At 69.3% G+C, this 21,359-nt stretch carries 22 protein-coding genes; 4 read left to right on the plus strand and 18 right to left on the minus strand.

The genetic code is table 11. The features are described from left to right. Window positions 1-140: 140 nt before the first annotated feature. Complete coding sequence (locus AC37TH_RS06370; RefSeq protein WP_490763495.1) at window positions 141-2,486, plus strand: arylsulfatase; 2,346 nt, start codon at window positions 141-143, stop codon at window positions 2,484-2,486. Between the two features lie 43 nt (window positions 2,487-2,529). Here the strand turns inward: AC37TH_RS06370 and AC37TH_RS06375 are convergent, their stop codons facing one another. The 4 genes from AC37TH_RS06375 to AC37TH_RS06390 all read right to left on the minus strand — a co-directional run bounded on the left by AC37TH_RS06375 (window position 2,530) and on the right by AC37TH_RS06390 (window position 5,673). Continuing rightward, window positions 2,530-3,159: a response regulator transcription factor gene (locus tag AC37TH_RS06375; protein WP_490763496.1), complete on the minus strand. Its 630-nt coding sequence runs from the start codon at window positions 3,157-3,159 to the stop codon at window positions 2,530-2,532. After that, on the minus strand, window positions 3,156-4,262 hold the full coding sequence (locus tag AC37TH_RS06380) for a sensor histidine kinase (RefSeq protein WP_490763497.1): 1,107 nt from the start codon (window positions 4,260-4,262) through the stop codon (window positions 3,156-3,158). Before AC37TH_RS06380 ends, AC37TH_RS06375 begins: the two co-directional genes overlap by 4 nt. A gap of 9 nt (window positions 4,263-4,271) precedes the next feature. Next, window positions 4,272-4,709 carry a hypothetical protein gene (locus tag AC37TH_RS06385; RefSeq protein ID WP_490763498.1) on the minus strand — a complete coding sequence of 146 codons (438 nt, stop codon included), beginning with the start codon at window positions 4,707-4,709 and terminating at the stop codon, window positions 4,272-4,274. An 82-nt stretch (window positions 4,710-4,791) separates the two neighbouring features. After that, window positions 4,792-5,673: an SDR family NAD(P)-dependent oxidoreductase gene (locus tag AC37TH_RS06390; protein ID WP_490763499.1), complete on the minus strand. Its 882-nt coding sequence runs from the start codon at window positions 5,671-5,673 to the stop codon at window positions 4,792-4,794. A 59-nt stretch (window positions 5,674-5,732) separates the two neighbouring features. On the opposite strand from AC37TH_RS06390, the gene AC37TH_RS06395 reads away from it, so the two are divergent. Further along, entirely contained in the window at window positions 5,733-6,398 is a 666-nt protein-coding gene (locus AC37TH_RS06395; protein WP_490763500.1) for a TetR/AcrR family transcriptional regulator, read from the plus strand. On the opposite strand, the gene AC37TH_RS06400 is transcribed toward AC37TH_RS06395, so the two are convergent. From AC37TH_RS06400 to AC37TH_RS06435, 8 genes are all read right to left on the minus strand, one after another. Then, window positions 6,371-6,793 (minus strand): hypothetical protein, encoded by a 423-nt coding sequence (locus AC37TH_RS06400; RefSeq protein WP_490763501.1) that lies wholly within the window; start codon window positions 6,791-6,793, stop codon window positions 6,371-6,373. The two genes, AC37TH_RS06395 and AC37TH_RS06400, sit on opposite strands and share 28 nt — an antisense overlap. A 73-nt stretch (window positions 6,794-6,866) precedes the next feature. Then, window positions 6,867-8,510, minus strand: a complete 1,644-nt coding sequence (locus AC37TH_RS06405) for an alkaline phosphatase family protein (RefSeq protein ID WP_490763502.1) — start codon at window positions 8,508-8,510, stop codon at window positions 6,867-6,869. Further along, window positions 8,507-9,253, minus strand: coding sequence for a RibD family protein (locus AC37TH_RS06410; protein WP_490763503.1), 747 nt, complete (start codon window positions 9,251-9,253; stop codon window positions 8,507-8,509). The genes AC37TH_RS06405 and AC37TH_RS06410 overlap by 4 nt, the downstream gene beginning before the upstream one ends. Beyond that, on the minus strand, window positions 9,135-10,226 hold the full coding sequence (locus tag AC37TH_RS06415; RefSeq protein ID WP_490763504.1) for a lysylphosphatidylglycerol synthase transmembrane domain-containing protein: 1,092 nt from the start codon (window positions 10,224-10,226) through the stop codon (window positions 9,135-9,137). The genes AC37TH_RS06410 and AC37TH_RS06415 overlap by 119 nt, the downstream gene beginning before the upstream one ends. Continuing rightward, window positions 10,226-11,059, minus strand: a complete 834-nt coding sequence (locus tag AC37TH_RS06420) for an SAM-dependent methyltransferase (RefSeq protein WP_490763505.1) — start codon at window positions 11,057-11,059, stop codon at window positions 10,226-10,228. Before AC37TH_RS06420 ends, AC37TH_RS06415 begins: the two co-directional genes overlap by 1 nt. Next, a complete protein-coding gene (locus AC37TH_RS06425; protein WP_490763506.1) occupies window positions 11,056-12,168 on the minus strand; it encodes a glycosyltransferase family 4 protein in 1,113 nt (370 codons plus the stop codon). Before AC37TH_RS06425 ends, AC37TH_RS06420 begins: the two co-directional genes overlap by 4 nt. Continuing rightward, window positions 12,141-12,536: a 6-pyruvoyl trahydropterin synthase family protein gene (locus AC37TH_RS06430; RefSeq protein ID WP_490763507.1), complete on the minus strand. Its 396-nt coding sequence runs from the start codon at window positions 12,534-12,536 to the stop codon at window positions 12,141-12,143. The genes AC37TH_RS06425 and AC37TH_RS06430 overlap by 28 nt, the downstream gene beginning before the upstream one ends. Further along, window positions 12,536-13,507 carry a zinc-dependent alcohol dehydrogenase gene (locus tag AC37TH_RS06435; RefSeq protein WP_490763508.1) on the minus strand — a complete coding sequence of 324 codons (972 nt, stop codon included), beginning with the start codon at window positions 13,505-13,507 and terminating at the stop codon, window positions 12,536-12,538. The genes AC37TH_RS06430 and AC37TH_RS06435 overlap by 1 nt, the downstream gene beginning before the upstream one ends. A gap of 83 nt (window positions 13,508-13,590) precedes the next feature. Here AC37TH_RS06435 and AC37TH_RS06440 point away from each other — a divergent pair, with 83 nt between their 5' ends. Next, window positions 13,591-14,400, plus strand: coding sequence for a CDP-alcohol phosphatidyltransferase family protein (locus AC37TH_RS06440; RefSeq protein WP_490763509.1), 810 nt, complete (start codon window positions 13,591-13,593; stop codon window positions 14,398-14,400). Between the two features lie 7 nt (window positions 14,401-14,407). On the opposite strand, the gene AC37TH_RS06445 is transcribed toward AC37TH_RS06440, so the two are convergent. Beyond that, window positions 14,408-15,394, minus strand: coding sequence for a DMT family transporter (locus AC37TH_RS06445; RefSeq protein WP_490763510.1), 987 nt, complete (start codon window positions 15,392-15,394; stop codon window positions 14,408-14,410). Between the two features lie 70 nt (window positions 15,395-15,464). Here AC37TH_RS06445 and AC37TH_RS06450 point away from each other — a divergent pair, with 70 nt between their 5' ends. Next, entirely contained in the window at window positions 15,465-16,025 is a 561-nt protein-coding gene (locus AC37TH_RS06450) for a CGNR zinc finger domain-containing protein (RefSeq protein WP_490763511.1), read from the plus strand. Window positions 16,026-16,113: 88 nt separating this feature from the next. Here AC37TH_RS06450 and AC37TH_RS06455 read toward each other — a convergent pair whose 3' ends face one another. The 5 genes from AC37TH_RS06455 to cls all read right to left on the minus strand — a co-directional run bounded on the left by AC37TH_RS06455 (window position 16,114) and on the right by cls (window position 21,348). After that, entirely contained in the window at window positions 16,114-16,974 is an 861-nt protein-coding gene (locus AC37TH_RS06455) for a hypothetical protein (protein WP_490763512.1), read from the minus strand. A 3-nt stretch (window positions 16,975-16,977) separates the two neighbouring features. Next, window positions 16,978-18,207, minus strand: coding sequence for a hypothetical protein (locus AC37TH_RS06460; RefSeq protein WP_490763513.1), 1,230 nt, complete (start codon window positions 18,205-18,207; stop codon window positions 16,978-16,980). A 189-nt stretch (window positions 18,208-18,396) separates the two neighbouring features. Then, a complete protein-coding gene (locus AC37TH_RS06465; protein ID WP_490763514.1) occupies window positions 18,397-19,278 on the minus strand; it encodes a hypothetical protein in 882 nt (293 codons plus the stop codon). A gap of 73 nt (window positions 19,279-19,351) precedes the next feature. Further along, a complete protein-coding gene (locus AC37TH_RS06470; RefSeq protein WP_490763515.1) occupies window positions 19,352-19,846 on the minus strand; it encodes a hypothetical protein in 495 nt (164 codons plus the stop codon). Window positions 19,847-19,887: 41 nt separating this feature from the next. Further along, window positions 19,888-21,348 carry a cardiolipin synthase gene (cls, locus tag AC37TH_RS06475; RefSeq protein ID WP_490763516.1) on the minus strand — a complete coding sequence of 487 codons (1,461 nt, stop codon included), beginning with the start codon at window positions 21,346-21,348 and terminating at the stop codon, window positions 19,888-19,890. Between the last annotated feature and the right edge of the window lie 11 nt (window positions 21,349-21,359).

The following is a 21,359-nucleotide window of genomic DNA, read 5'->3' on the forward strand; positions in this document are numbered from 1 at the left end:
TGCCGCGCGCCCGCGTCTAGGGGGCAACGGCGGTACTAGACGCGCCGGTACAGCGGGGTTAGGTTCAGGCTCAAACGCAGCGGGGAATGGACGCAGCGGGGAACGAACGCAGCGAGGAACGAACGCAGAGAGGAACGACTGTGGCGAGGGAATTCCAGGGCAAGATCGAACTCGACGTGCGCGACTCGGTGTCGGATTGGGACGCGTTCCTTCCACCGAAGGCGCCGGACGGCGCGCCCAACGTGCTGCTGGTGCTTTACGATGACACCGGCCAGGCCGCGTGGTCCCCGTACGGCGGCCGCATCCAGATGCCGACGATGGAGCGGCTGGCGGCGAACGGTCTGACCTACAGCCAGTGGCACACCACCGCCCTGTGCTCCCCGACGCGCTCGACCCTGCTGACCGGGCGCAACCACCACGCGAACGGGTTCGCCACCATCTCAGAGTCGAGCACAGGCTTCCCCGGATACAACTCCCACATCCCGGCGTCGAACGCCACGATGGCGACGCTGCTGCGGGATGCCGGCTGGGCCACATACTGGGTCGGCAAGAACCACAACGTGCCGATCGACGAGTGGACGGCGGGGGCGTCGAAGAAGAACTGGCCGCTCGCGCAGGGCTTCGACCGCTTCTACGGCTTCGTCGGCGGCGAGACGAACAACTGGTACCCGTCGCTCGCCGAGGACAACCACTACATCGACCAGCCGTACCTCCCCGAGCAGGGATACCACCTGTCCAAAGACCTCGCGGATCAGGCACTCCGGATGCTGCGCGACGTCAAGCAGACCGAGCCGGACAAGCCCTGGTACCTGTGGTTCTGCCCCGGAGCGAACCACGCACCGCACCACGCCCCGCAGGAGTACATCGACAAGTACAAGGGCGTGTTCGACGACGGCTACGAGGCCTACCGCGAGTGGGTGCTGCCGCGCATGATCGAGCGTGGGCTGCTCCCCGAGGGCACCGAGCTGACCGAGATCAACCCGATGCCGCCAGGAACGTTCTCCCCGGCCGACGAGGTGCGCCCCTGGGCGGAGCTCTCCGCCGAGGAACGGGCGCTGTTCTGCCGTCTCGCCGAGGTCTTCGCCGGGTTCTCCGAGTACACGGATGCGCAGGTCGGCCGCATCGTCGACTACCTGGAGGAGAGCGGGCAGCTCGACAACACGCTCATCATCTACTGTGCAGACAACGGCGCCTCCGGTGAGGGGAGCCCGAACGGCTCCGTCAACGAGGGCAAGGTGTTCGGCGGGTACCCGGACGACCTGCAGCAGAACCTGACCATGGTCGACAAGCTCGGCTCGCCGGACACGTACAACCACTACCCCACGGGATGGGCGACCGCCTTCTCCACGCCGTACCGGATGTTCAAGCGCTACGTCTACCAGGGCGGCGTCTGCGACCCGCTGGTGATCTCCTGGCCGAAGGGCTTCGCGGCGCGCGGCGAGGTGCGCAACCAGTACCACCACTCCACCGACATCGTCGCGACGATCCTCGACGTCTGCGGCGTCGAGCTGCCCGACACATACAACGGGGTGGAGCAGCGGCCGCTCGACGGCGTCTCGATGGCGTACAGCTTCGACGCGCCCGCCGACGGCGAGACGACGAAGGAGACGCAGTACTTCGAGATGTTCGGCAACCGCGGCATCTGGCACCAGGGCTGGAAGGCCGTCACCGAGCACGGTCCGGTCAGCGGCAAGGGTCATTTCGACGACGACACCTGGCAGCTGTTCCACACCGACGTCGACCGCTCGGAGGCGCACGACGTGAGCGCCGAACACCCGGAGAAGGTGGAGGAGCTGAAGGCACTGTGGCTGGAGGAGGCGAAGCGCAACCTCGTGCTGCCGCTGAACGACCTGCAGATCATCGGCAACCCGAAGGACTACGAGACGTTCCTCGGTATGGAGTTCAAGATCCCTGTGCCGCCGACCGGCCAGTACACCTACTATCCCGGCACGACGGAGATCCCGGAGCGCTCCGCCGCCAACACGCACGGCGTCTCGTACAAGGTGCTCGCCGAGGTCGACCTGACCGAGACGAGCCAGGGGGTGATCTTCGCCCACGGTTCCCGGTTCGGCGGCCACGCCCTGTTCATCAAGGACGGGCAGCTGAACTACGTGTACAACTTCCTCGGCATCCCGCCGGAGAGCGTCATCTCCGCGCCGGTGCCCGGTCCGGGCCGCCACGTGCTCGGTGCCGCCTTCACCAAGGAGCGGATGGGGGAGTACCGCGAGGGCATCGGCCCGCTCGCGCTCTACATCGACGACGTGAAGGTCGCCGAGCAGGAGATCCGGACGATCCTGGGGCACTTCTCGCTCTGCGGCGAAGGCCTCTGCATCGGCTACGACTCCGGGGACGCCGTCTCGAGCGCATACACCGGCTCGCAGTTCCCCTTCGAGAACGGGGAGATCGTCAAAGTCGTGTTCGACATCGCCGACGACGCCTACGTCGACGTCGAAGCACACCTGGCAGCGGCGATGGCTCGCGACTGAGCGGAGGGGGACGCCCGGATGCGGGCGGTCAGCGGGACTGCGCCTAGGTGCGCAGCAACCCCCGCCTGAACCCCTCCGCCACCGCCGCAGCCCTATCGCCGACGCCGAGCTTCGCGTAGACGCTCAGCAGGTGCGTCTTCACCGTCGCTTCGCTCAGGTGCAGCCGCGCGCCCGCCTCGCGGTTGGTCGCGCCGTCGGCCACCAGCGCCAGCACCTGTAGTTCGCGAGGGCTGAGCAGGCTCGCCTCCGGCGTTCGCACCCGGTCGACGAGCCGGGAGGCGACGGACGGCGCGAGCGCGGAGTGCCCGGCCGCCGCTGCGTGGACGGCGCGGACCAGCTCGTCGCGCGGGACGTCTTTCAGCAGGTAGCCCGTTGCTCCCGCCTCGATCGCAGGCAGCACGTCCGCGTCCGAGTCGTAGGTGGTGAGGACGACGACGCGGGTGGGCACGCCGAGCCGGATCAGTTCGCGGATCGCGGCGACACCGTCGGTGCCGGGCATCCGCAGGTCCATGAGCACCACATCCGGTTGCAGTGCGCGGGCGAGCTTGACCGCCTCCGCGCCGTCGGACGCCTCGCCGACGACCTCGATGTCCGGGTCGGAAGACACCATGCCGACAATGCCGTCGCGCACGACAGGGTGGTCGTCGGCGACCAGCAGGCGCACCGGGCTCATCGCGGCACCTCCACCTGGATGCGCGTCCCGTGCCCGGGGGACGACTCGATGTCGAGGTGGCCGGCCAGCGCTGTGATGCGCTCGCGCATAGCGATCAGGCCGTAGCCGCCGTCCGCGGCCTCGTCGACGGGCGCGGCCGGGTCGAATCCGCGGCCGTCGTCCGACACGTCGAGACGCACTCCGCGCTGGTCGTGCCGCAGTGTCAGAGTGACCGTGCGTGCGTCCGCGTGGCGTTCGACGTTGGCGAGGGCCTCCTGGGCGATCCGCAGGAGGGCGACCTGCGCATCCACCGGCAGGGTGCGGGCGGCGCCGTCGACGTGCACCTCCACCGGGATGCCGGTGCGCTGCGACCAGCGCCGCGCCGTTTCCGTGATGGCTTCCGGCAGCCCTGCCGTGTCGAGGGCGCCAGGACGGAGCGCCTGAACGGAGCGCCTGGCCTCGGCGAGCCCGTCGCGGGCGAGGGAGAGAGCGGCGTCGGTGTGCCTGGCGCGCGCTCCGTCATCCGGCGCGTGCTCGGCGGCCTGCAGTTGCGTGACGATCCCGGCGAAGCCCTGGGCGAGCGTGTCGTGGATCTCCCGCGCGAGCCGTGCCCGCTCGGCCTCCGTCGCCGTCACCTCCAGTTGCCGCTGCGACAGCCGGAGCCCCCAGGACAGACCGCACATCGCGACGACGTTGAGGATGATGACCAGGATGCGCCCGATGGTTCCCGCCGCGTCCGCGCTGAAGCTGGACGCCTGCGCGAACCCCGCGACCACGGCCGTCGCGCCGACGGCGAGCAGCTCCCACGGCCAGGGGACCAGCGAGTACGCGATCGAGAACGTCGCGATGGTCAGGAAGGCGAACCAGCCCTGGGACAGCACCAGCACGAAGTTGAGGACGATGAGCGCGGGCATCAGCACCGCGATGGCCGCCGGTCGTCCATGCCACGGCGACGGCAGGTCGCGCAGCACGAGCACCAGCACCGCGTATGCGAGGCAGAGCAGCAGTTCGGCGACCAGGTGGGCCGGGTCGGACCGCTGCATCCCGATGGCGAAGGCGGCGAGCATCCCGACCACGACGTACGGCGCGACCGCGAGCACGGCCCGCCAGCGGGGATCGACCATAGCCAGACCCTACGCGCCCTTCACGAAGTGACGCCGCATCCTGGGCAGGTTGACGAGGATCGCGGCGGGCAGCACGAGCAGCCCGCACAGTGCCTGCTCCACCCGCACCCAGTCGGGCAGGAAGCCGGGGATCGACACGATGACGACCACCGCGGCGAACACGATCGGGCTGATGATCCGGAGGCGCACCCATGACGCCCGCGACCCTCGCGCAGCACTCCGTGCGATCAGCAGCAGGACGAGCGCGCTCGCGAGCACGATCGAGCAGCGCACCCAGACGGCGATGTCGACGGCGATTCCCGTCGTGCCCTGGATGATGAGCACGACGATCATCGCCAAGCTGATCGCGCAGAACGCGGCCAGCAGGACGAGCACGGGACGGAAAGCGGCGCGGCGGCGGGCGGCAGCCTCCGGGCGGGCGGTGGTGGAATCGATGGCGTTTGTCATGCTTCCAGCGTCGCGAGAACGCGCGAGCGGCGAATCCACCGGTCGGTTAGAGCCGGCCGCCGATCGGTGGATGCGCCGCGTCTCACGCCTCGTCGGCCGGGAACTCCGCAGGGTACGGCTCGCCGAAGTCCGCCGACCGGCTGACCGGCGCCCAGGCGAGGTCGTCGGCGAGCAGGCGGCGGTCCTGGGCGACGCTCATCTCGGCCGCGTTGACGCCGAGCGGCAGGTGCTCCGGGATGTTCGTCCGCTTCGCGACGGACACCAGGATCTCCGCTGCGCGCGCCGGGTCGCCCGCCGGTCCGCCGGTGTTCTGCCGCATCCTGCTGTTCATCGCGCCGACCGTGCTCTGGTACTGCTCCGGCACCTCGCGCACCTCCATCGACGATCCTGCCCAGTCGGTGGCGAAGCCGCTCGGCTCGACGACGAGCACCTTCACGCCGAAGGGGGCCGTCTCGACGCGGAGCACCCTGCTGAAACCGTCGATCGCGAACTTCGCCGCCTGGTATGAGGCGATGCCGGGGGAGCCGCCGACCCGTCCGCCGACCGAGGAGAACTGGATGACCAGGCCGCCTCCCTGCTGGCGGAGCAGCGGGATGGCTGCCTTGGAGACGTTGTAGACGCCCCAGAAGTTGGTCTCGAACTGGGTGCGGAAGTCGCTGTCGTCCGTCGTCTCGATCGGCGACACGTTGGCGTAGCCGGCGTTGTTCACGATGACGTCCAGGGTGCCGAACCGGCGCTGGGCGGCGTCGAGTGCATCCCGGGCCTGGGTGGGATCGGTGACGTCGAGTCGCAGGGGGAGGATGCGGTCGCCGTACTGGGCGACGAGCTCGTCGAGCTGTTCGGGGCGGCGGGCGGTGGCGGCCACGCGGTCGCCCGCTTCGAGGGCGGCGACGGCGAGTGCACGGCCGAAGCCGCGGGAGGAGCCTGTGATGAACCAGGTCTGTGCTGTCGGGGTCTGTATCATGTCTCTAATAAAACACCGTTTCATTAAATAATGCAACTGTGTTGCGATAAACTCACGGCATGACTTCCGCCGAACCCGCGAACTCCGCCTTCCAGCGCGCCAGATCTCCCGAGGCGAAAGCCGCCAGGGAGCAGGCGATCCTGGATGCGGCGCGAGCGCTCGCCGGCAGCCGCGGCATCCGCGAGGTCACTCTCACCGACATCGCCGACGAGGTCGGGATGCACAAGTCGGCCATGCTGCGCTACTTCGAGACCCGCGAGGAGATCTTCCTGCGCCTGACCGCCGACGGCTGGCGCGAGTGGACGCCCGTGCTCTGCGATCGTGTGCGCGCTGCACATTCGGCGTCCGGGGTCGCCGCGGCGTTCGCGTCCACCCTGGCCGAGCGCGGCGGCTTCTGCGACCTGCTCGCGCAGGCGCCGCTGAACTTGGAGCGCAACGTGTCGGTCGATGGCGTCCGCACCTTCAAGCTGACCACGGGGGAGTCGCTCGACCTGATCGTCGGCGCCGTCCGGGAGACCATCCCTGCGCTCACCCGCGCGGCAGCCGTCGACCTCGTCGCCACGGCCACCTCGCTGGCCGGCACGTTCTGGCAGATCTCGACGCCGCCGCCGGAGATCGCCGAGCTCTACCGCACCGACCCGCGGCTCGGGCACGCGCTGATCGACCTGGAGCCGCGGCTCACGCGGATCCTGACCGCCTACCTGGTTGGGGCCGTCGAGGCGTAGTCGCGCGGAGTGCGCACCGCCCGCAGCGCGCTCACGGTCGTGATGGCGAGCACCACCACGCCGATCGCCTCGACGATCACCGTCTCGGGCACGAGCGTGAAGCTCCACGTCTCGGTGATGCCGAACAGCCCGACCGTCAGCGCCAGCAGCAGCGAGGCGAGGCTCGCGATCACGAACAGCAGGCTGAGGACCGTGGCGACGGCGAGCAGCTTCCCGCGGAGGAACAGCATCGCGAGCGCCAGGACGATCCCGGCGATGCCGTTCAGCACGAACAGCACGCCGAGGAGGCCGCCGACGCCGTCGAACAGCAAGAAGATGTGGATGGCGGCGATCACGAGGAGCACGATCGCGCTGACGACGCTCAGCACCCGGAGGGCTCTGCTGCTTTCGGTCATGGGAGTACCTGCTTCCGATTCGAGCTGGTGGAGGGGGACCACAGGGAGAACACGAGGTTGCCGGGCGGATGGTTCATGCGTCCTCATCCACCGTAGGCCGACAGGAACCGGTTGCGGAACGCATCCATCGGCCAGACCGGGGCGGTCGGGGATGGAGCATCCCGGGCTGCCAGCCCCAGGACGAGATGCGCTGGGTCACAGCCGGGTCTTTCGCGATGATGCTGATGGGCACCTCGTGGTTGGCGCCCGCGCCGCTGACCACGCTGGCCGGCTGGTGGTCGCCGAGGACGACGAGCACCAGGTTCGGGTCGTCGAACGTGGTGAGGAAGGAGAACAGCGAGCCCATCGTGTACTGGATGGACTGACCGTAGAGCTGCTGCACGTGCTCCGGGTTCTGCCAGACGACGCTCGGCGACAGGCCCTGTTCCGGCTGGCCGTTGTAGATCGAGCCGTCGCCGATCGACGCCCACGGCACCTGCTTCGGCAACGGGGTCCACGGCGTGTGCGAGGTGACGAAGTCGATCTCCGCCATCAGCGGCGCGTGCGGCTGCGCGAGCTCGTGCTGCTGGAAGTAGGAGAGCGTGTATTGGTCGGGGATCCTGGCATAACTGAATTTCGGCCCCTTATACCCGACGTTCGTCGCGTTGAGCTGCGTGCCGAAATGGTAGAACGAGGTTCCGACCGCCCACGGCTTGGTGTCGGACGGGACGTCGCTGATGGTCCGCCAGCCGGCCTTCCGGAAGGCGTCCGCGAGGGTGAAGCGGGTGCCGGAGGTCACCTGGTCGTACTTCTGCTGCGAGTCGACCCAGAGGCCGGTCTGCAGGGTGGAGTGCGCCAGCCAGCTGATGCCGCCGAACGTCGACGAGGTGAGGAAGGCGCTCCGCTCCGAGTACCCGTGCGCGGCGAGCTGGGCGTCGCCGTCGCGGAGCACCGCATCCACGCCCGAGGAGAACGGCGTGCCCTGCACGGCCACCTGGCCGTAACTCTCGACGAACGCGATGATGACGTCTTTGCCCTTCAACCCGGTGAGCAGGTCGGATCCTGGAAGCTGCGCGTACGCGTCCGTCGCGCCCGACTTCGCGAACGCGGCCTGGTCGCGGACGGCGGCGACGGCCTGGTCGGTCTTGGTGACGGTGGATGTGAACGAGTCGGCCGCCGCCACCGGTTCGCCTGGCACGAGTTGCGCTCCCACGAGTGTGAGCGCCAGCCAGCCGGCCGTGACAGCGGAGGCGCCGATCAGGCTGGGCGCGCGACGGCGGCCGAGCGCCGCGGCCAGGTGGAGCAGCGACGCCGCGACGGCCGCGGTCGCTCCGATCGCGAGCCCCGCCACGAGCAGCACCAGCAGGAAAGCCACGATCGACCCGGTCGAATCGCTCACCACCCCGTAGCCGTCGGCCAGTTCCGGCCAGCCGGTCAGCACGTTGAACGGGCGTCCAACGCTCGCCGTGAAGGCGTGGTCGAGTGCGGCGCTCAGCGTCGCGAGCACGATGAGCAGCGCGGCGAGGATCGCGACGACGCGCCGCGCGAACCGCCACGGCAGCAGCACGATCACGACCAGCGCGACGACCGCGTCGAGCGGCACGCGCAGCAGCGCGAGCGGCGACCAGGATGCGATCAGCCCCGGCGCGAGCGACGCCACGAACAGCGTGACCGCGGAGAGCACGGTGGCGATGGTCGCGCGCGTGCGCACGGACTTCGGGTGCAGTTCCTGTGTCACCGTCGCACCGCCGCCCTCGCCGCGTCCGCCGCCATCGTCAGCCCGGAGGCCTCGTCGTCCGTGAATCGGCTGGACAGCGCATAGCGCAGCAGCACCACGTCGCCGATCGTGCGTGCGTCGACCAGGGCCGCCCTGCGTTCGCCTGTCCACGGAAACAGACCGTCGCCGACGAACCGGGGTGCCCGCCGGTCGCCGACGAACAGCGGGGCGACCGCGAGCTGCAGCTCGTCCACGAGGTCGTCGGCCAGGAACTGGGTGAGCGTCCTGCCTCCTCCCTCCACCATCAGGCGCAGCACACCGCGGTCGCCGAGGTCGGAGAGCAGGTCGGTCATCCGCACCTCGTCGCCGAGCGCGATCACCGTCGCCCTGTCGCCCAGTCGTCTCCGGAGGCGCCGCTCCGCCCCGCGCGGGCAGTACACGAGCTTGGCGGTGTCGCCCTCCGTGAAGAACGCCGCCAGCGGGTCGAGGTCGCCGGAGGCCGTCACCGTCACCTTCCACGGCGAGAGTCCCAGGCCGGATTCCGCGCGCCGGCCCCGACGTTCGGCGCTGCGAACGAGCAGACGCGGATTGTCGAGCCGGACCGTGCGGGCGCCGACCAGGATCGCGTCGCTGCCCGCCCGAACCTCATCGACCCTGTCGAAGTCCGCTGCGTTGGAGAGCGCCAGCCTCGGCGGGCGAGCCGTGTCGAGGTAGCCGTCGAGGGAGACGGCGCAGCTGAGGGTCACGTACGGGGTGTCGATCACGATGATTCCTCCTGGTGATGATGGATGCGAGCCAGGTCACGGCCACGCCGGGTACGAGCGAGACGATCGCGAGGACGCCGAACAGGGTGGCGGCAGAGACGCCGGCCGCCGCACCGAACCCGGCGACGGCGAACGCCCAGCCCGCCGCGCCCTCCCTGGGGCCCCACCCGCCCACGTTGAGCGGGATGGAGGCGGCGAGCAGCACGACGATGGCGAGCGTGAGCATCCGGAGAGGCGGGATGTCGGCGCCGACCGCCGCCGTCGCGATGGCGAACGTGGCCACGTGGCAGGCCACGACGACGATGGATGCGCCGATCGCCTGCGCCGCGACCGCCGGGGAGCCGAGACCGACACGGAGTTCCGCCGCCTCACGCCGGAGCACCCGCCGCACGCTCGCGCTGGCCAGGGTCGCGATCCCCGCGGCGACCAGAACAACCGCCAGCCCGACCCCGATCGCGGGCAGGAGCACGCCGCCGAACGCGGCCCCGGCGAAAGCGATGACCACCACCGTGATCGCCAGCTGCACCGCCTGCCCGACCGCGCGCTCGACAGCGACGGCGCGGGCGGCCATCCCGATGCTGTCGGCGCTGCGGCCGTGGTCGACGGCACGGTGCACGTCGCCGATGACCCCGCCGGGCAGCACCGAGTTGAGGAACTGGGAGCGGTAGTACAGGCCGACCGCGCGCGTCCAGGGCAGCCCGATGCCGAGACGGCGGGCGATGACGCCCCACCGCCAGGCGGCCGCGGCCGTCGCGATCGCCGCGAGGACGACCGCCGCGCCGACCGTCTGCACATCCAGGCTCCGCAGGCCGTGCAGGAAGGGACCGGCTCCGACCCGTGCCACGATGGCGACGAGCACGCCACCGCCCACGACGACCCGCACGGCGACCCCGAACCAGCGCGACCGCAGCAGGGGCCGCAGCCTGGAGAGCAGGGCTGGCCGCATCCTGGACGGCATGGTGCTGGCAGACATCAGCGGGGCCACGCGAGCACGTCGAGGTGGTAGACCACGGCGGAGAGCGCGCCGCGGTCGAGCTGGTCGTGTCGCACCGCCCGGTAGTCGGCGATCTCGGCGCTGCGCTCCGGAGCCTGTTCGTCCGCGGCGTCGACCCACCCGTCGAACCACTCGCGCGTCAGCTCCGGCTCGCTGCCGTCGAGGCGCCAGGTCGTGCGCGCCTGGCGCACCGCCCAGCCGGCCTGCTCGAAGAGGCCGCGCACGATCGGGCCTCCGTAGCGACCAAGGAGCCTGCGCCCCTGCACCTCCCGGCGCTGGTGCGCGTTGAACGCGTCGCCGACCGCCTTGTCGCGCGCATCCCAGGGCCGCAGTTCGACCTCGCCCGTCACGCTCAGGGAGAGGAAGGCTGGCGCTCCGACCTCCACGCAGGCGTCGACGATCGCGTGCGCTTCGGCGGCGGTGAGCACGTCGAGCAGGGCGGAGGCGGTGACGAGGGACGCACCGGCGAGGTCGTCGGCGCGGAGTCGGTCGAGCTCTCCGACCCTGGTGCGGATCGTGACGGGCTCGTCGTCGCTGCCGCGCGGGGGCGGCCCGTCGAAGGCGCGCCCGGTGAGGCTCTCGTTCCAGTCGTGCAGCACCCACGTCTGCGGTCCAGGCAGCATCGGCGCGAGCCAGCGCATCATCGAGCCGGTTCCGCTGCCGAGATCGTGCACCGTGATCGGGCCAGGCCCAAGCGGCGACGGGATGCGCAGCGACGGGATGCGCAGCGCGAGATCCGCGGAGCGCGCCCGGGCGTCCTCGGTCTCGCGGAGGGCCAGCCAGTCGCTGCTGACGTCGAGGATGTCGCTCACGATGCCGCCACCGATCCGGCTGCCGATCGCGCGTCGGTGACTGGGAGGCGCGCAGCGTCGGCGAGGGCCGCCGCCACCGTGCGCGTCGTCTCCGCCCACGGTGTGGACGCGCCCCGAGCCTCCAGTGCCGCCGCCTGCAGCCGCCGTCGCAGCGGCGGGTCGGCCCACCACCGCCGGAGCATCATGCCCAGCGCCCACGGGTCGTCCGGCGGGACGAGCATCGCCGCCTCGCCGTGGCCGATCGCCTCCGAGAGTCCGCCGACGCCCGTCGCCAACACCGGGACGCCGTGTGCGAGCGCTTCAGCGACCGCCATCCCGTAGCTCTCGCTGCGCGACGGCATGACCAGCAGGTCGGCGTGCGCGTACGCCCGCTGCAGCGCCCGGCCGGTGAGCACGCCGGGGAAAGCGACCCTGGCGCCGATGCCCGACGACACGGCAGCGGCCGTCAGCTCTGCGGCGAACTCCGGAGCGACCGCCAGCGACCCGGCGAACGTGCACGTCCACCCCTCCACGGCGGCGGCTCCGGCGAGCGCCGTCACCAGCAGGTCCTGTCCCTTGTGCGGTGCGATGGCGGCGACGCAGAGCAATCGGCCACCAGAGGCGGACGGTTCCGTCACCGGGGCAGTGTCCGTCCCTGGATGCGCGACCACGATCCTGCGCGGATCCGCGGCGTCCTGGGCGATCAGCTCCGCCCGCGTCCACCTACTGGTCGCCACGATGCTCACGGCCGTCCGCAGTGCCTCACGCTCAAGTGCGCCGAGGTCCGCCGCGACCATGTGCGTGAGCACGACAGGGCGGAGGCGCGCGCCGTGCGTGAGAAGCCCGTCCGGTTCACGACTGACGAGCAGCCCGTCGATCAGCACCACGGCGTCGTCCGGGAGCGCGGCCAGCGTGCGAGCCAGGTTCCGGGCGGTGGCGGTGGCGGTGGCGGTGGTGGCGGCAGTGGCGACCGGCCGCATCCGCACCTCCCAGCCGTCTGCGGCGAGGCCGTCCCGGAGGCGCTGGTCGTAGACGTTGCCCCCGCTTACGCGCTCCGGGTCATCGAGGTCGTCCGGGACGACGAAGAAGACCGTTCCCGCGTTCACAGCGGCCTCGAATAGCTCGCCCACGCGATGTGCGATTCGTGCAGGGTCACGGCGATCGAGGTGATCGTGTTCATGCCGAGTCCGCCCTCCGCCACGCGGTCGGCGAGACGGTCGGCGATCACCCGGCAGAGCACCTCCGTTGTCGTGTTCGTCCCGGCGAAGTCTGGCTCGTCGTCGAGGTTGCGATAGGTCAGCGTCCCGGTGATCTCGGACAGCGCGGCCGTCGCCCTGCCGATGTCGACGACCACTCCGTTCGCATCCAGCTCGTCCGCGCCGAAGCTCGCGTCCACGACGAACGTCGCGCCGTGCAGCCGCTGCGCCGGGCCGAACAGTTCGCCGGTGAAGCTGTGCGCGATCATCAGGTGGTCTCGCACCGTGATAGTGAATGGCATCAGTCCGTCCAATCGATCGTGTGGCAGAGGCCCGTGCTCCGGCCGTCGGCGAGCGCGGTCATCACCTCCGGCAGCTCCCGCCACGACGACGCAGCGGTCAGCAGAGCGTCGAAGGCGGGGTCGTGCAGGAGGTCGAGCGCTAGTGCGAGGCGGTCGCCGGTCGTCCGGCGGTCGCGTCTGCGAGCGGGGACGACCCCCACCTGACTCGACCGGATGGTGAGCCGCCTGGCGTGGAAGTCCGTTCCGAGCATCAGGGTCACCGGCCGATCCCCGTACCAGCTCGCCTCGATCACCTCGCCCTCGGTCACGACGGTCTTCAGGGCCAGCCGAAGCCCGGCCTCGGACGCGCTCGCGTTGACCACCAGGTCGCGGTCGCGGGGAGCGTCGTCCGGCAGGGAGAAGCCGACGCCGAGCCGCTCAGCGACCTCGCGCTTCGCCGGGTCGGTGTCCACCAGGACCACCTCCACCCCCGGGATCCCGCGCGCGAGGCGGGCGACACTGCACCCGATCATCCCGGCGCCCACCACGGTGAGCCGGTCGCCGAGCAGCGGTGCCGCATCCCACAGCACGGTGATCGCGGTCTCGACGGCCCCGGCCAGCACCGCCCTCCTGGCGGGGACCCCGTCCGGCACGGGCACGACCGCCGCGGCGGGGACGACGAACGCGGACTGGTGCGGGAACAGCGTGAAGACTGTCCGGCCCTGCAACGCGTCCGGGCCGGACTCGACGACGCCCACGTTGAGGTAGCCGTACTTCACCGGTCCGGGGAAGTCGCCCTCCTGGAACGGGGCGCGCATCCGGTCGTGCTCGCTCGGCGGAACGTGCCCGCCGAACACGGTGGCCTCGGTGCCCCTGCTCACGCCGGTGTGCGTCGTTCGCACGAGCACCTCCCCGTCACGCGGCGGCCGGAGACTCTCCGACCGCAGCGAGCCGACGCCCGGGCGGTCCGTCCAGAATGCGGTCGCCTCCACTTTTCATCCCTCCGCGGTGAACCTTCGCTGTGCGCCCGGCGTGTTAACCACACACGCCGCATACACAGAGACACGAGGGGAATGTGAAAAGGGTTCAACGGACAGCAGCAGGATGGGCGGGGGCCGGGCTCGTCCTGGTCGTCCTCGCGTATGTTCTCGCCACGTCGATCACCCCGCTGCCTGCGATCGGCTGGATCGCCGCCCTGGTGTATCTGGCCGTCTCGAACGCGCTCCTCCTGATCGGCCTTCGTCGTCGCGGAGCCGGCAGCTTCGGTCAGGCGAACGTCGTCACCTCCCTCCGGTCGGCACTCGTCGGGGCGATCACCGGCCTGGTGGTCGCATCGTTCATCGCAGCGATCCCCGTCGCGCTGCTCACCGCGCTGGTCGTCCCCGCGCTCGCCCTCGACGCTGTGGACGGCTGGGTCGCCCGCCGCACCGGCAGCACGAGCGAGCTCGGCGCGCGCTTCGACATGGAGGTGGATGCGTTCCTGCTGCTCGTCCTCAGCGCATACGTCGCCACGACCCTGGGGCTCTGGGTGCTCGCCATCGGTGCGCTGCGATACCTGTTCGTGCTGGCAGGGTGGGGGCTGCCGTGGTTCCGCAGGCGCCTGCCGTACCGCTACTGGCGCAAGGTGGTCACGGCGGTCGCGGGGATCGCGTTGGCGCTCGCCGTGTCCGGTCTGCTGCCCGGCGTCGCTGTGGTCCTCGTCGCCGTCGCCCTGGCGCTGCTGATCGAGTCGTTCGGCAGGGATGTCGTCTGGCTGGTGCTGCGGCGAACGACGCCGGAGCAGACCGCGGAGCAGGTGCCGGGGGAGACTGCGGAGCAGCCGCCGGGCCTCGGTGCGACGGCGTTCGGCGCCCCCGTGCGCGGCCGGTCGAGTCGAGCGGGATGAGCCTGCGTCAGTCGCGTTCGGCGCCGACCACGGCGTCCGGCGTGAGCTTCGTCGCCGCCTTCGTCGCCGTCACCGCCTCCGCGTCCGTCTCCGCCTTGTCCGACCGCACGAACCCGATCCCCACCAGGATGAGCGCTCCACCGACGAACTGCAGCAGGCCGAGGTTCTCGCCGAGAAGCAGCCAGGCGTAGAAGGTCGCCGCCACCACTTCGAGCAGCCCGGTGAACGACGCCAGCCGCGATCCGAGGATTTCGGTGGCCGTGATGCTGGCCGCGTACGCGATGGCGGTCGCGAAGACGCCGATCACCAGGATGGGGATCCACCAGGCCGTCTCCTGACCGAACAGGTGCACGGGCGAGAAGCTCACCTGGAACGGCACGAGCCCGGTCGCGCCCACCGCGCCGAGGGCGATCCCGCCGACCAGCAGACCGGAGGAGGCCAGCGCCACGGGCGGAAGGCCGTCGCTCGGGCGCGCCGCGATCAGGTAGAAGGCGGCGCAGCCGACCATCGCCGCGATGGCGAGCGCAAGCCCGAGCGCGTCGATTCCCCCTGAGCCGTCCGGAGACACCACCATGACGAGTCCGCTGACCGCGACGACCGAGCCGATGATGACGACCGCCTTCGGGGCTCGCCTGGTCCGCGCCCAGGCCACGGCGACCAGCAGCAGCGGCGCGATGTACTCGATCAGGATGGCCGTGCTGACCGGGATGCGCTGAATGGCGGCGAAGTAGAGCAGCTGCGTCGCCGCCACGCCGAGCAGCCCCATCCCGAGCACCCGCCAGCGCCCTCGCCACAGGGTGGACCACCGGCCGCGCAGCAGAAGCACCGCGATCGGCGCGAGCACGATGCCCCCGGTGAGCGCGCGAACCGTGACGGCGGCGGCCGGGCTCCAGCCCGACTCCAGGAGCGGTTTCACGAACGCGCCCGACAGGCCGAAGGTCGCCGCGGAGACGACGGCGATGAGGAGTCCGAGAGAGGTCCGGCTGCGCGTCATGGTGAATCCTGGTCAGGGTCTAGATGGGTGATGCTCCTGACGCTAGTCTTGTCGGAAGTAAGGAGTCAACTTGCATTTTGCCCCTGACACAGAAGACGCTCTGGTCTTCGCCGTCGCCCTCTGCAACACCGTGCCCAGCGCATCCAGAACAGGCGACGACGAGCTCGCCACCGCCGACCAAGTGGCGGACTTCGTGATCGGCCAGCAATACTCCGGCCGCATCGACCGCAACGACACCGAATTGCGCGAGGTGCACGAGACGCGTGAGCGCCTCCGCCGCACCTGGTCGCTCTCCCGGGACGACGCGGCGGCCGAGGTCAACGCCATGCTCGCCGACGCCAACGCCCGCCCATACCTGATGCGGCACGACGGCTTCGACTGGCACCTGCACGCCACCGCCCAGGATGCGCCCCTCGCCGAACGCATCAGGGTGGAGGTCGCGCTCGCCCTCGTCGATGTCATCCGCTCCGGCGAAACCGGCCGCCTCCGCGTCTGCGCCGCCGACGACTGCACCGGCCTCCTGCTCGACCTCTCCCGCAACGGCTCCAAGCGCTTCTGCAGCGTCCGCTGCGGCAACCGGATGAACATGGTCGCCTTCCGCAAGCGGCAAGAGGGGGACGCGGCCGATTGAGGGAGCGGACGAGGGGACCGGAGCAGATTCTCCGACGTGGTTCGCCCGCCGCTAGCGCCTCGTCCAGTCTTTCGGTTGCTTCGCACAGTCACGCGAGCCAGAGCGGGAGGTACTTGGCCAGCGCCCAGAACAGGGCCAGACCCCCGACGATTCCGAACGTCCGCAGGCTGACCTTCTTGACCAGCCGGCGGCGCTCCTTCTTCGAACGCCGACGCGGAAGTTTCTCCCAGTAGTCACGATCCTTCGACTTCAGATACGCGAGATACCCGAACTCCACCGGCAGGCTCGGCATCACACACGCAAATAAGACCAGCGCCATGGCGGCAGTAAAGTTCATGAGGTATTGGCCTTGCGTCAACACGTTCGGGACCACTACCACCACGGCGAGGATGATCCAGTACATCTTCGACCGGTTCGATCCCGACACCGCCCCGATATTCCCCAGCGTGCGCTTCTCCGAGTGCCCCATCCGTAACCGGTGCCGCAACATCAGCAGATGCACCACAGTCGCACCAAGCACCAGGGCCACGGCGATCACAGCCCCGATGTTGAAGAGCATCGCGAATTGCCCCTCGCCCTGCGGGTTACTAGTGGCCATCAAGGGAACTGTGATCAAACACACGGTGTAGACCACGCCTACTGCCATGCCTGCCATGACCGCTGAGGAAGCCGCCTGAAACCGGTAGGTGAGCTTCCTAAATATCCACAGAATCGAGACGGCTACTGTTGTCCAGATGATGACCACGTTGACGTCGTAAAGGAACGAAATCACCGGGGGACCCTTGAAAGTCGTCGGTGCGTTCGACAGGCCAACGTTGAAAACGAGCAATATGAAGATGATCGGGCCCGCCAGGTTGGGAAACATTTCTAGGGATCCCCGGGTGTTGGCTAAGACCAGAAAGTAGGCGCGGTTCCCTTCAGCAACAGTGAGCTTCTTAGTCTTTGCCACGGGTCACCGATACGCCTTCTTGATCGCATCTTTGGCCAAATCCATGGCTGACGATCCGCCGCCCCACCCATAGTCGAGGAAACCTCCCACGAGGAGCCCGATACCTGCTCCAACGAGGGTGCCCAACGGCGGCAACAAGAATGAGCCGAGCGCAGCGCCAACGCCTGCCGCGGCTGCCGCGCTTGCGAGGTCGACCCCGGTATCGACGGCGAAATCCTGCACGTCGGTTCCCTGTACGCCGTCACCGAAATACTCGACGGCATTTCCCCCAACACTCAGGACCGTACCCGCGACACCCAAACCCTTCCCCGCCTTCGCGAGCTTTGAAGCATCCTTCCACCTGGTGAAGTCATCCGTAGGAGACGCCAGCGCAGCACTACCATCGGCCTTGAGCGGATTCCTATAGTGATCGATCCTGGTCCCGGTCGCCTTGTTGAAGTCTTTCCCGCGCTTGTAAAGGTTCTCGGTTTCGGTCCGATAGAAATAGCGACCACCCGCGTTCACCCGGCCCTTCGCATCCACGGTGAGCTTGTTGCCGGCCAAGTTGTCGAGGATCGACGTCCTCGTCGCGAACGCGCCAAGCCCGAGCCCGGTAGCACCCACGACGTTCAACCTCATCCCAGGGGCAACGGCCGGTTCGCTCAACTGCTTCAGCAACGCGACGGTATCGCCGGTGACCGCCGCCAGATTCTCAACCCTGCCCAGAAACAACCCCGCCGTGGTCGCCGCGAAGTCGCGTAACGCTTGCAGCTTCGCTTCCAACTCACGAATATCGTTCACTAACTGGGTCAACACCAGTTCCAGCCCAGCATTCGCGGAACGGAACGGCTCACCCACCCCGGGCAACGACACCGCCACCGCCTCGTTGGCCTGGATCTGTCGCTCGGTCGCGTCCCGCTGGGTCCGCGACGCCGTAAGTTGCACCTTCAGCTCGTCCTCTTTCAGCACACCAAACGGACTGACCTTCGCATCCGCCACCGTGTACCGATCAAGGTCCGTCTGAATCGCGTCCAGCTCCCCCTTCGCCGCCACCACACACGGGGCGATGATCTGCGCGAACAACGCATCAACCGCCGAATACCCCTTCCCCGACAACTCCCCCGTCCCCAACGCAGCCACCAGACGATCGGTCGCCCGCTCCGACGCATCCAACACAAACCGGGCAGCGGCAAGATTCGCCGACAACGCACCCTTCACACTGCCCGAATCACCCGAATCGTAAATCAACCCCACGATTCACCACGCATCAGCAGAAGGTCCGAGACGTCTTCGTCGGGCTGAAGAGGTGCGGCTGCGTGACCGCTCAGAGATGACATACATCCAGGATGCATGAATGGTCAATGCAAATGCAAAGCCACTAACATTTTAACGAAGACAACAAGACCGCAGGACGCCGCGTCGGGCGCCCTCACGACCGCCCTCCTACGCACCCAGCCCCAACTCCTGCCGCCAGTGCGCCAGGAACTCCGCGCCGGCCGTGTCGTGGATCGCGTCGCCGATGGTGATCACCTCGTAGGGCCGCTCCAGGATCCCGTCGGCTGGTCGCACATCCACGTGGGCGACGTCGTAGCCGGCGCTGTGCACGTAGTCGGCCATCAGGTAGTCGCTGCGGGAGTCGCCGATGGAGCGCCAGCGGCGGGGGAGCGGCCCGCGCTCGGCAAAGTATTCGAACGCGCGCTGGGCGCCGCGGTCCTTGTCGAGCAGCACGGATTCGATGTCGGTGGAGATGATCGTCTGGTCGATCCGGAACGGCAGTCCGCCGTCCGCGTCCGGGGAGGTGCGGTCGCCGTAGCGGAGTCCGATGCCCTGGCCGGTGAGCAGGGTGAAGGCGTCGTCCTGGAAGCGGGCCTGCGCGTCGGCGTAGGTGTCCGCATCCACGTCGGTGCGCTGCTCGACCGAGATCATGGCCTGCTTGGTCTCGTCGAAGAACATCGTGTCCGCGTAGCGCTCGCGTACCAGGCCCCGGATGCCGTCGACCGCTGCCGACCCGAACGCGACCGACCCGTCGACGGTCACCTCGCCCATCCCGTCTCCGGTGATCGGCGCCCAGGCTCCGCCCTTCTCGAACACCCCGAACATCCGGGCGCCGTGCTCGTCGAGGGCGTCGCTGAGCCCGGCGTCGCAGAGCGGCCGGACCACTTGGTTGCGGATGAAGTCGCCGGAGCGGCCGGTGATGAACGCGATCGGCACGCCCGCCGCCGTCATGGCGACCAGGTCGGTGACGATGCTCCGGATGTTGATGGTCCTGGTGATCGGGCTGGCGATGGGGCCGTCGACGTCGAAGAGGAGTCCGAGATTGTGCACACCCCATTGTCGCCCGTCAGCGGAGGCGAATCCGGCGACGGGGGAGCCGTCAGTGAAACCGACCGTGCGGCCGTCAGTGCTTCAGGTCGTTGCGCAGCCCGTCCAGGATGTGGTCGAGCGACGCCCGCTTCTGGTCGGTGTCGACGACGCTCGACGGGATCGTCAGCTCCAGGCCGGAGCCGTAGTACGCCTTCATTCGGAACTTGCCGGGCCATTCGCTGAACGCGGAGGGGTCGAACGCGGGGATGCCGCCGCTGATCTCCAGCCGGATCAGGTCGGCTCTGCGCTGCAGCTTGGTCAGCACCGACGCGTCGCCTACCGCACCACCGCGTGCTTCGCCGACGGCGATCGTGTCGGCGGTGAAGGCACCGACGCGGAAGGTGAAGCCCAGCTCGGACTGTTCCAGTGCTGCGCCGAGGTAGACGAGCTGGTCGTCTCCGATGGCGAGCGTCAGCCCGGTCAGGAGCCTGCCGTACCAGTTCGGTCGTGCCTGGAGCATCGCCTCCAGGCCGGTCTCCGCAGAGATGAGGCGGTGCAAGGCGTCTCTGGTGCCCTCGAGTGTTGCCATGCAAGCAATCTACGCCTCAGACCGGATGCGTGTGAGCCGTCCTATTGCAGCGCGGAGGTCAGCCGCGCCGCGTTGTCGGCGACCCGCGTCAGCGCCGGACGCGCCAGCCAGCCGTCGAGCGTGAGCTCGGTGCTCTGCTCCCGGTAATGGTCCTCGACCGCCCGGAGCCGGTCGACCGCCTCTCGCCCATGCAGCAGCACCGACACCTCCATGTTGAGGCTGAACGAGCGGATGTCCATGTTGCTCGACCCGACGATGGCCACGTCGTCGTCGATCGAGAAGTGCTTCGAGTGCAGCACGGTCGGCGACCGGTAGAGGAAGATCCGGACGCCGGCGCGCAACAGCGCCTCATAGTATGAGCGTTGCGCGTGATAGACGAGTGCCTGGTCGCCGACCTCCGACGCGAACAGCTCGACGGCCACCCCGCGCGCCGTCGCCGTGGCGAGCGCGAGCATGATCGACTCCTCCGGCACGAAGTACGGGCTCGTGATGCTGATCCGCCGCTCCGCCTTGTGCAGGAGGGCGGCGAACAGTTTGAGGTTGTTCTCCGCGTCGAAGCTGGGGCCGCTCGGGAGCACCTGCAGGTCGAACCGGTCCGCCCCGGAGGCACCGACCAGCGTCACCGGCGTCTCGTCGATCGGCAGCAGCTCCCTGCTCTCGCTGAACCAGTCGGTCACGAACACGGCGTCGAGCTCCCGCACCGCCGGTCCCTCGATCCGGATCATGAGCTCCAGCCAGTGCAGCCCGCGCACGATGTTCTTCCTCTTGTTGTAGCTCGCGTCGACCAGGTTCTGCGAACCGGTGAAGCCGACGCGCCCGTCGACGACCACGAGCTTGCGGTGGTTGCGCAGGTCGGGCCGCTGCCACTGACCGCGCAGTGGACGGAGGGGCAGCATCCCGTACCAGTGGATGCGGTGGTCGGCCAGGAATTGCCTGGTCCCTTTTCGTCCGGGGTTCAGGAAGCCGGCGAGGTGGTCGGACAGCACGCGCACGTCGACGCCGCGCGCCGCGGCGCGGGCGAGCGCGTCGAAGAACGGCCGCGTGCTCTCGTCGAGCACAAGGATGTAGAACTCGACGTGCACGAACCGCTCCGCCGTGTCGATCTCCGCGATCATCGCGTCGAACGATCCGGCGTACTCCTCGATGAAGTCGACGGTGTTGCCTCCCACCATCGGCAGCGCGCCGAGGCGCTCCGTCATGGCGACGATGCCGGGAAGCCACGCGGGCCACTGGTCGCGGTGACCCCCCGCATCCAGACTGGGGACGCGCTCGCGCATCCGGTCGGTGACGAACGCCTGATCGCCGCGCCGCCCGGCGGGCAGCCTGGTCCGGCCGACCAGCAGGAACGCGATCAGCGCGATCACGGGCACGAACACCACCGCGAGCAGCCAGGCGATCGCCGTGGACGGCCGGCGGTTCGCCGACACGACCACGGCGGCGACGATCACGAGCACGCCGTGCGCGATCAGCAACAGGATCGCCAGCGCGTCACCGTCGATCATGCGGCGGTGGA

Source organism: Leifsonia sp. McL0627, assembly GCF_058244615.1.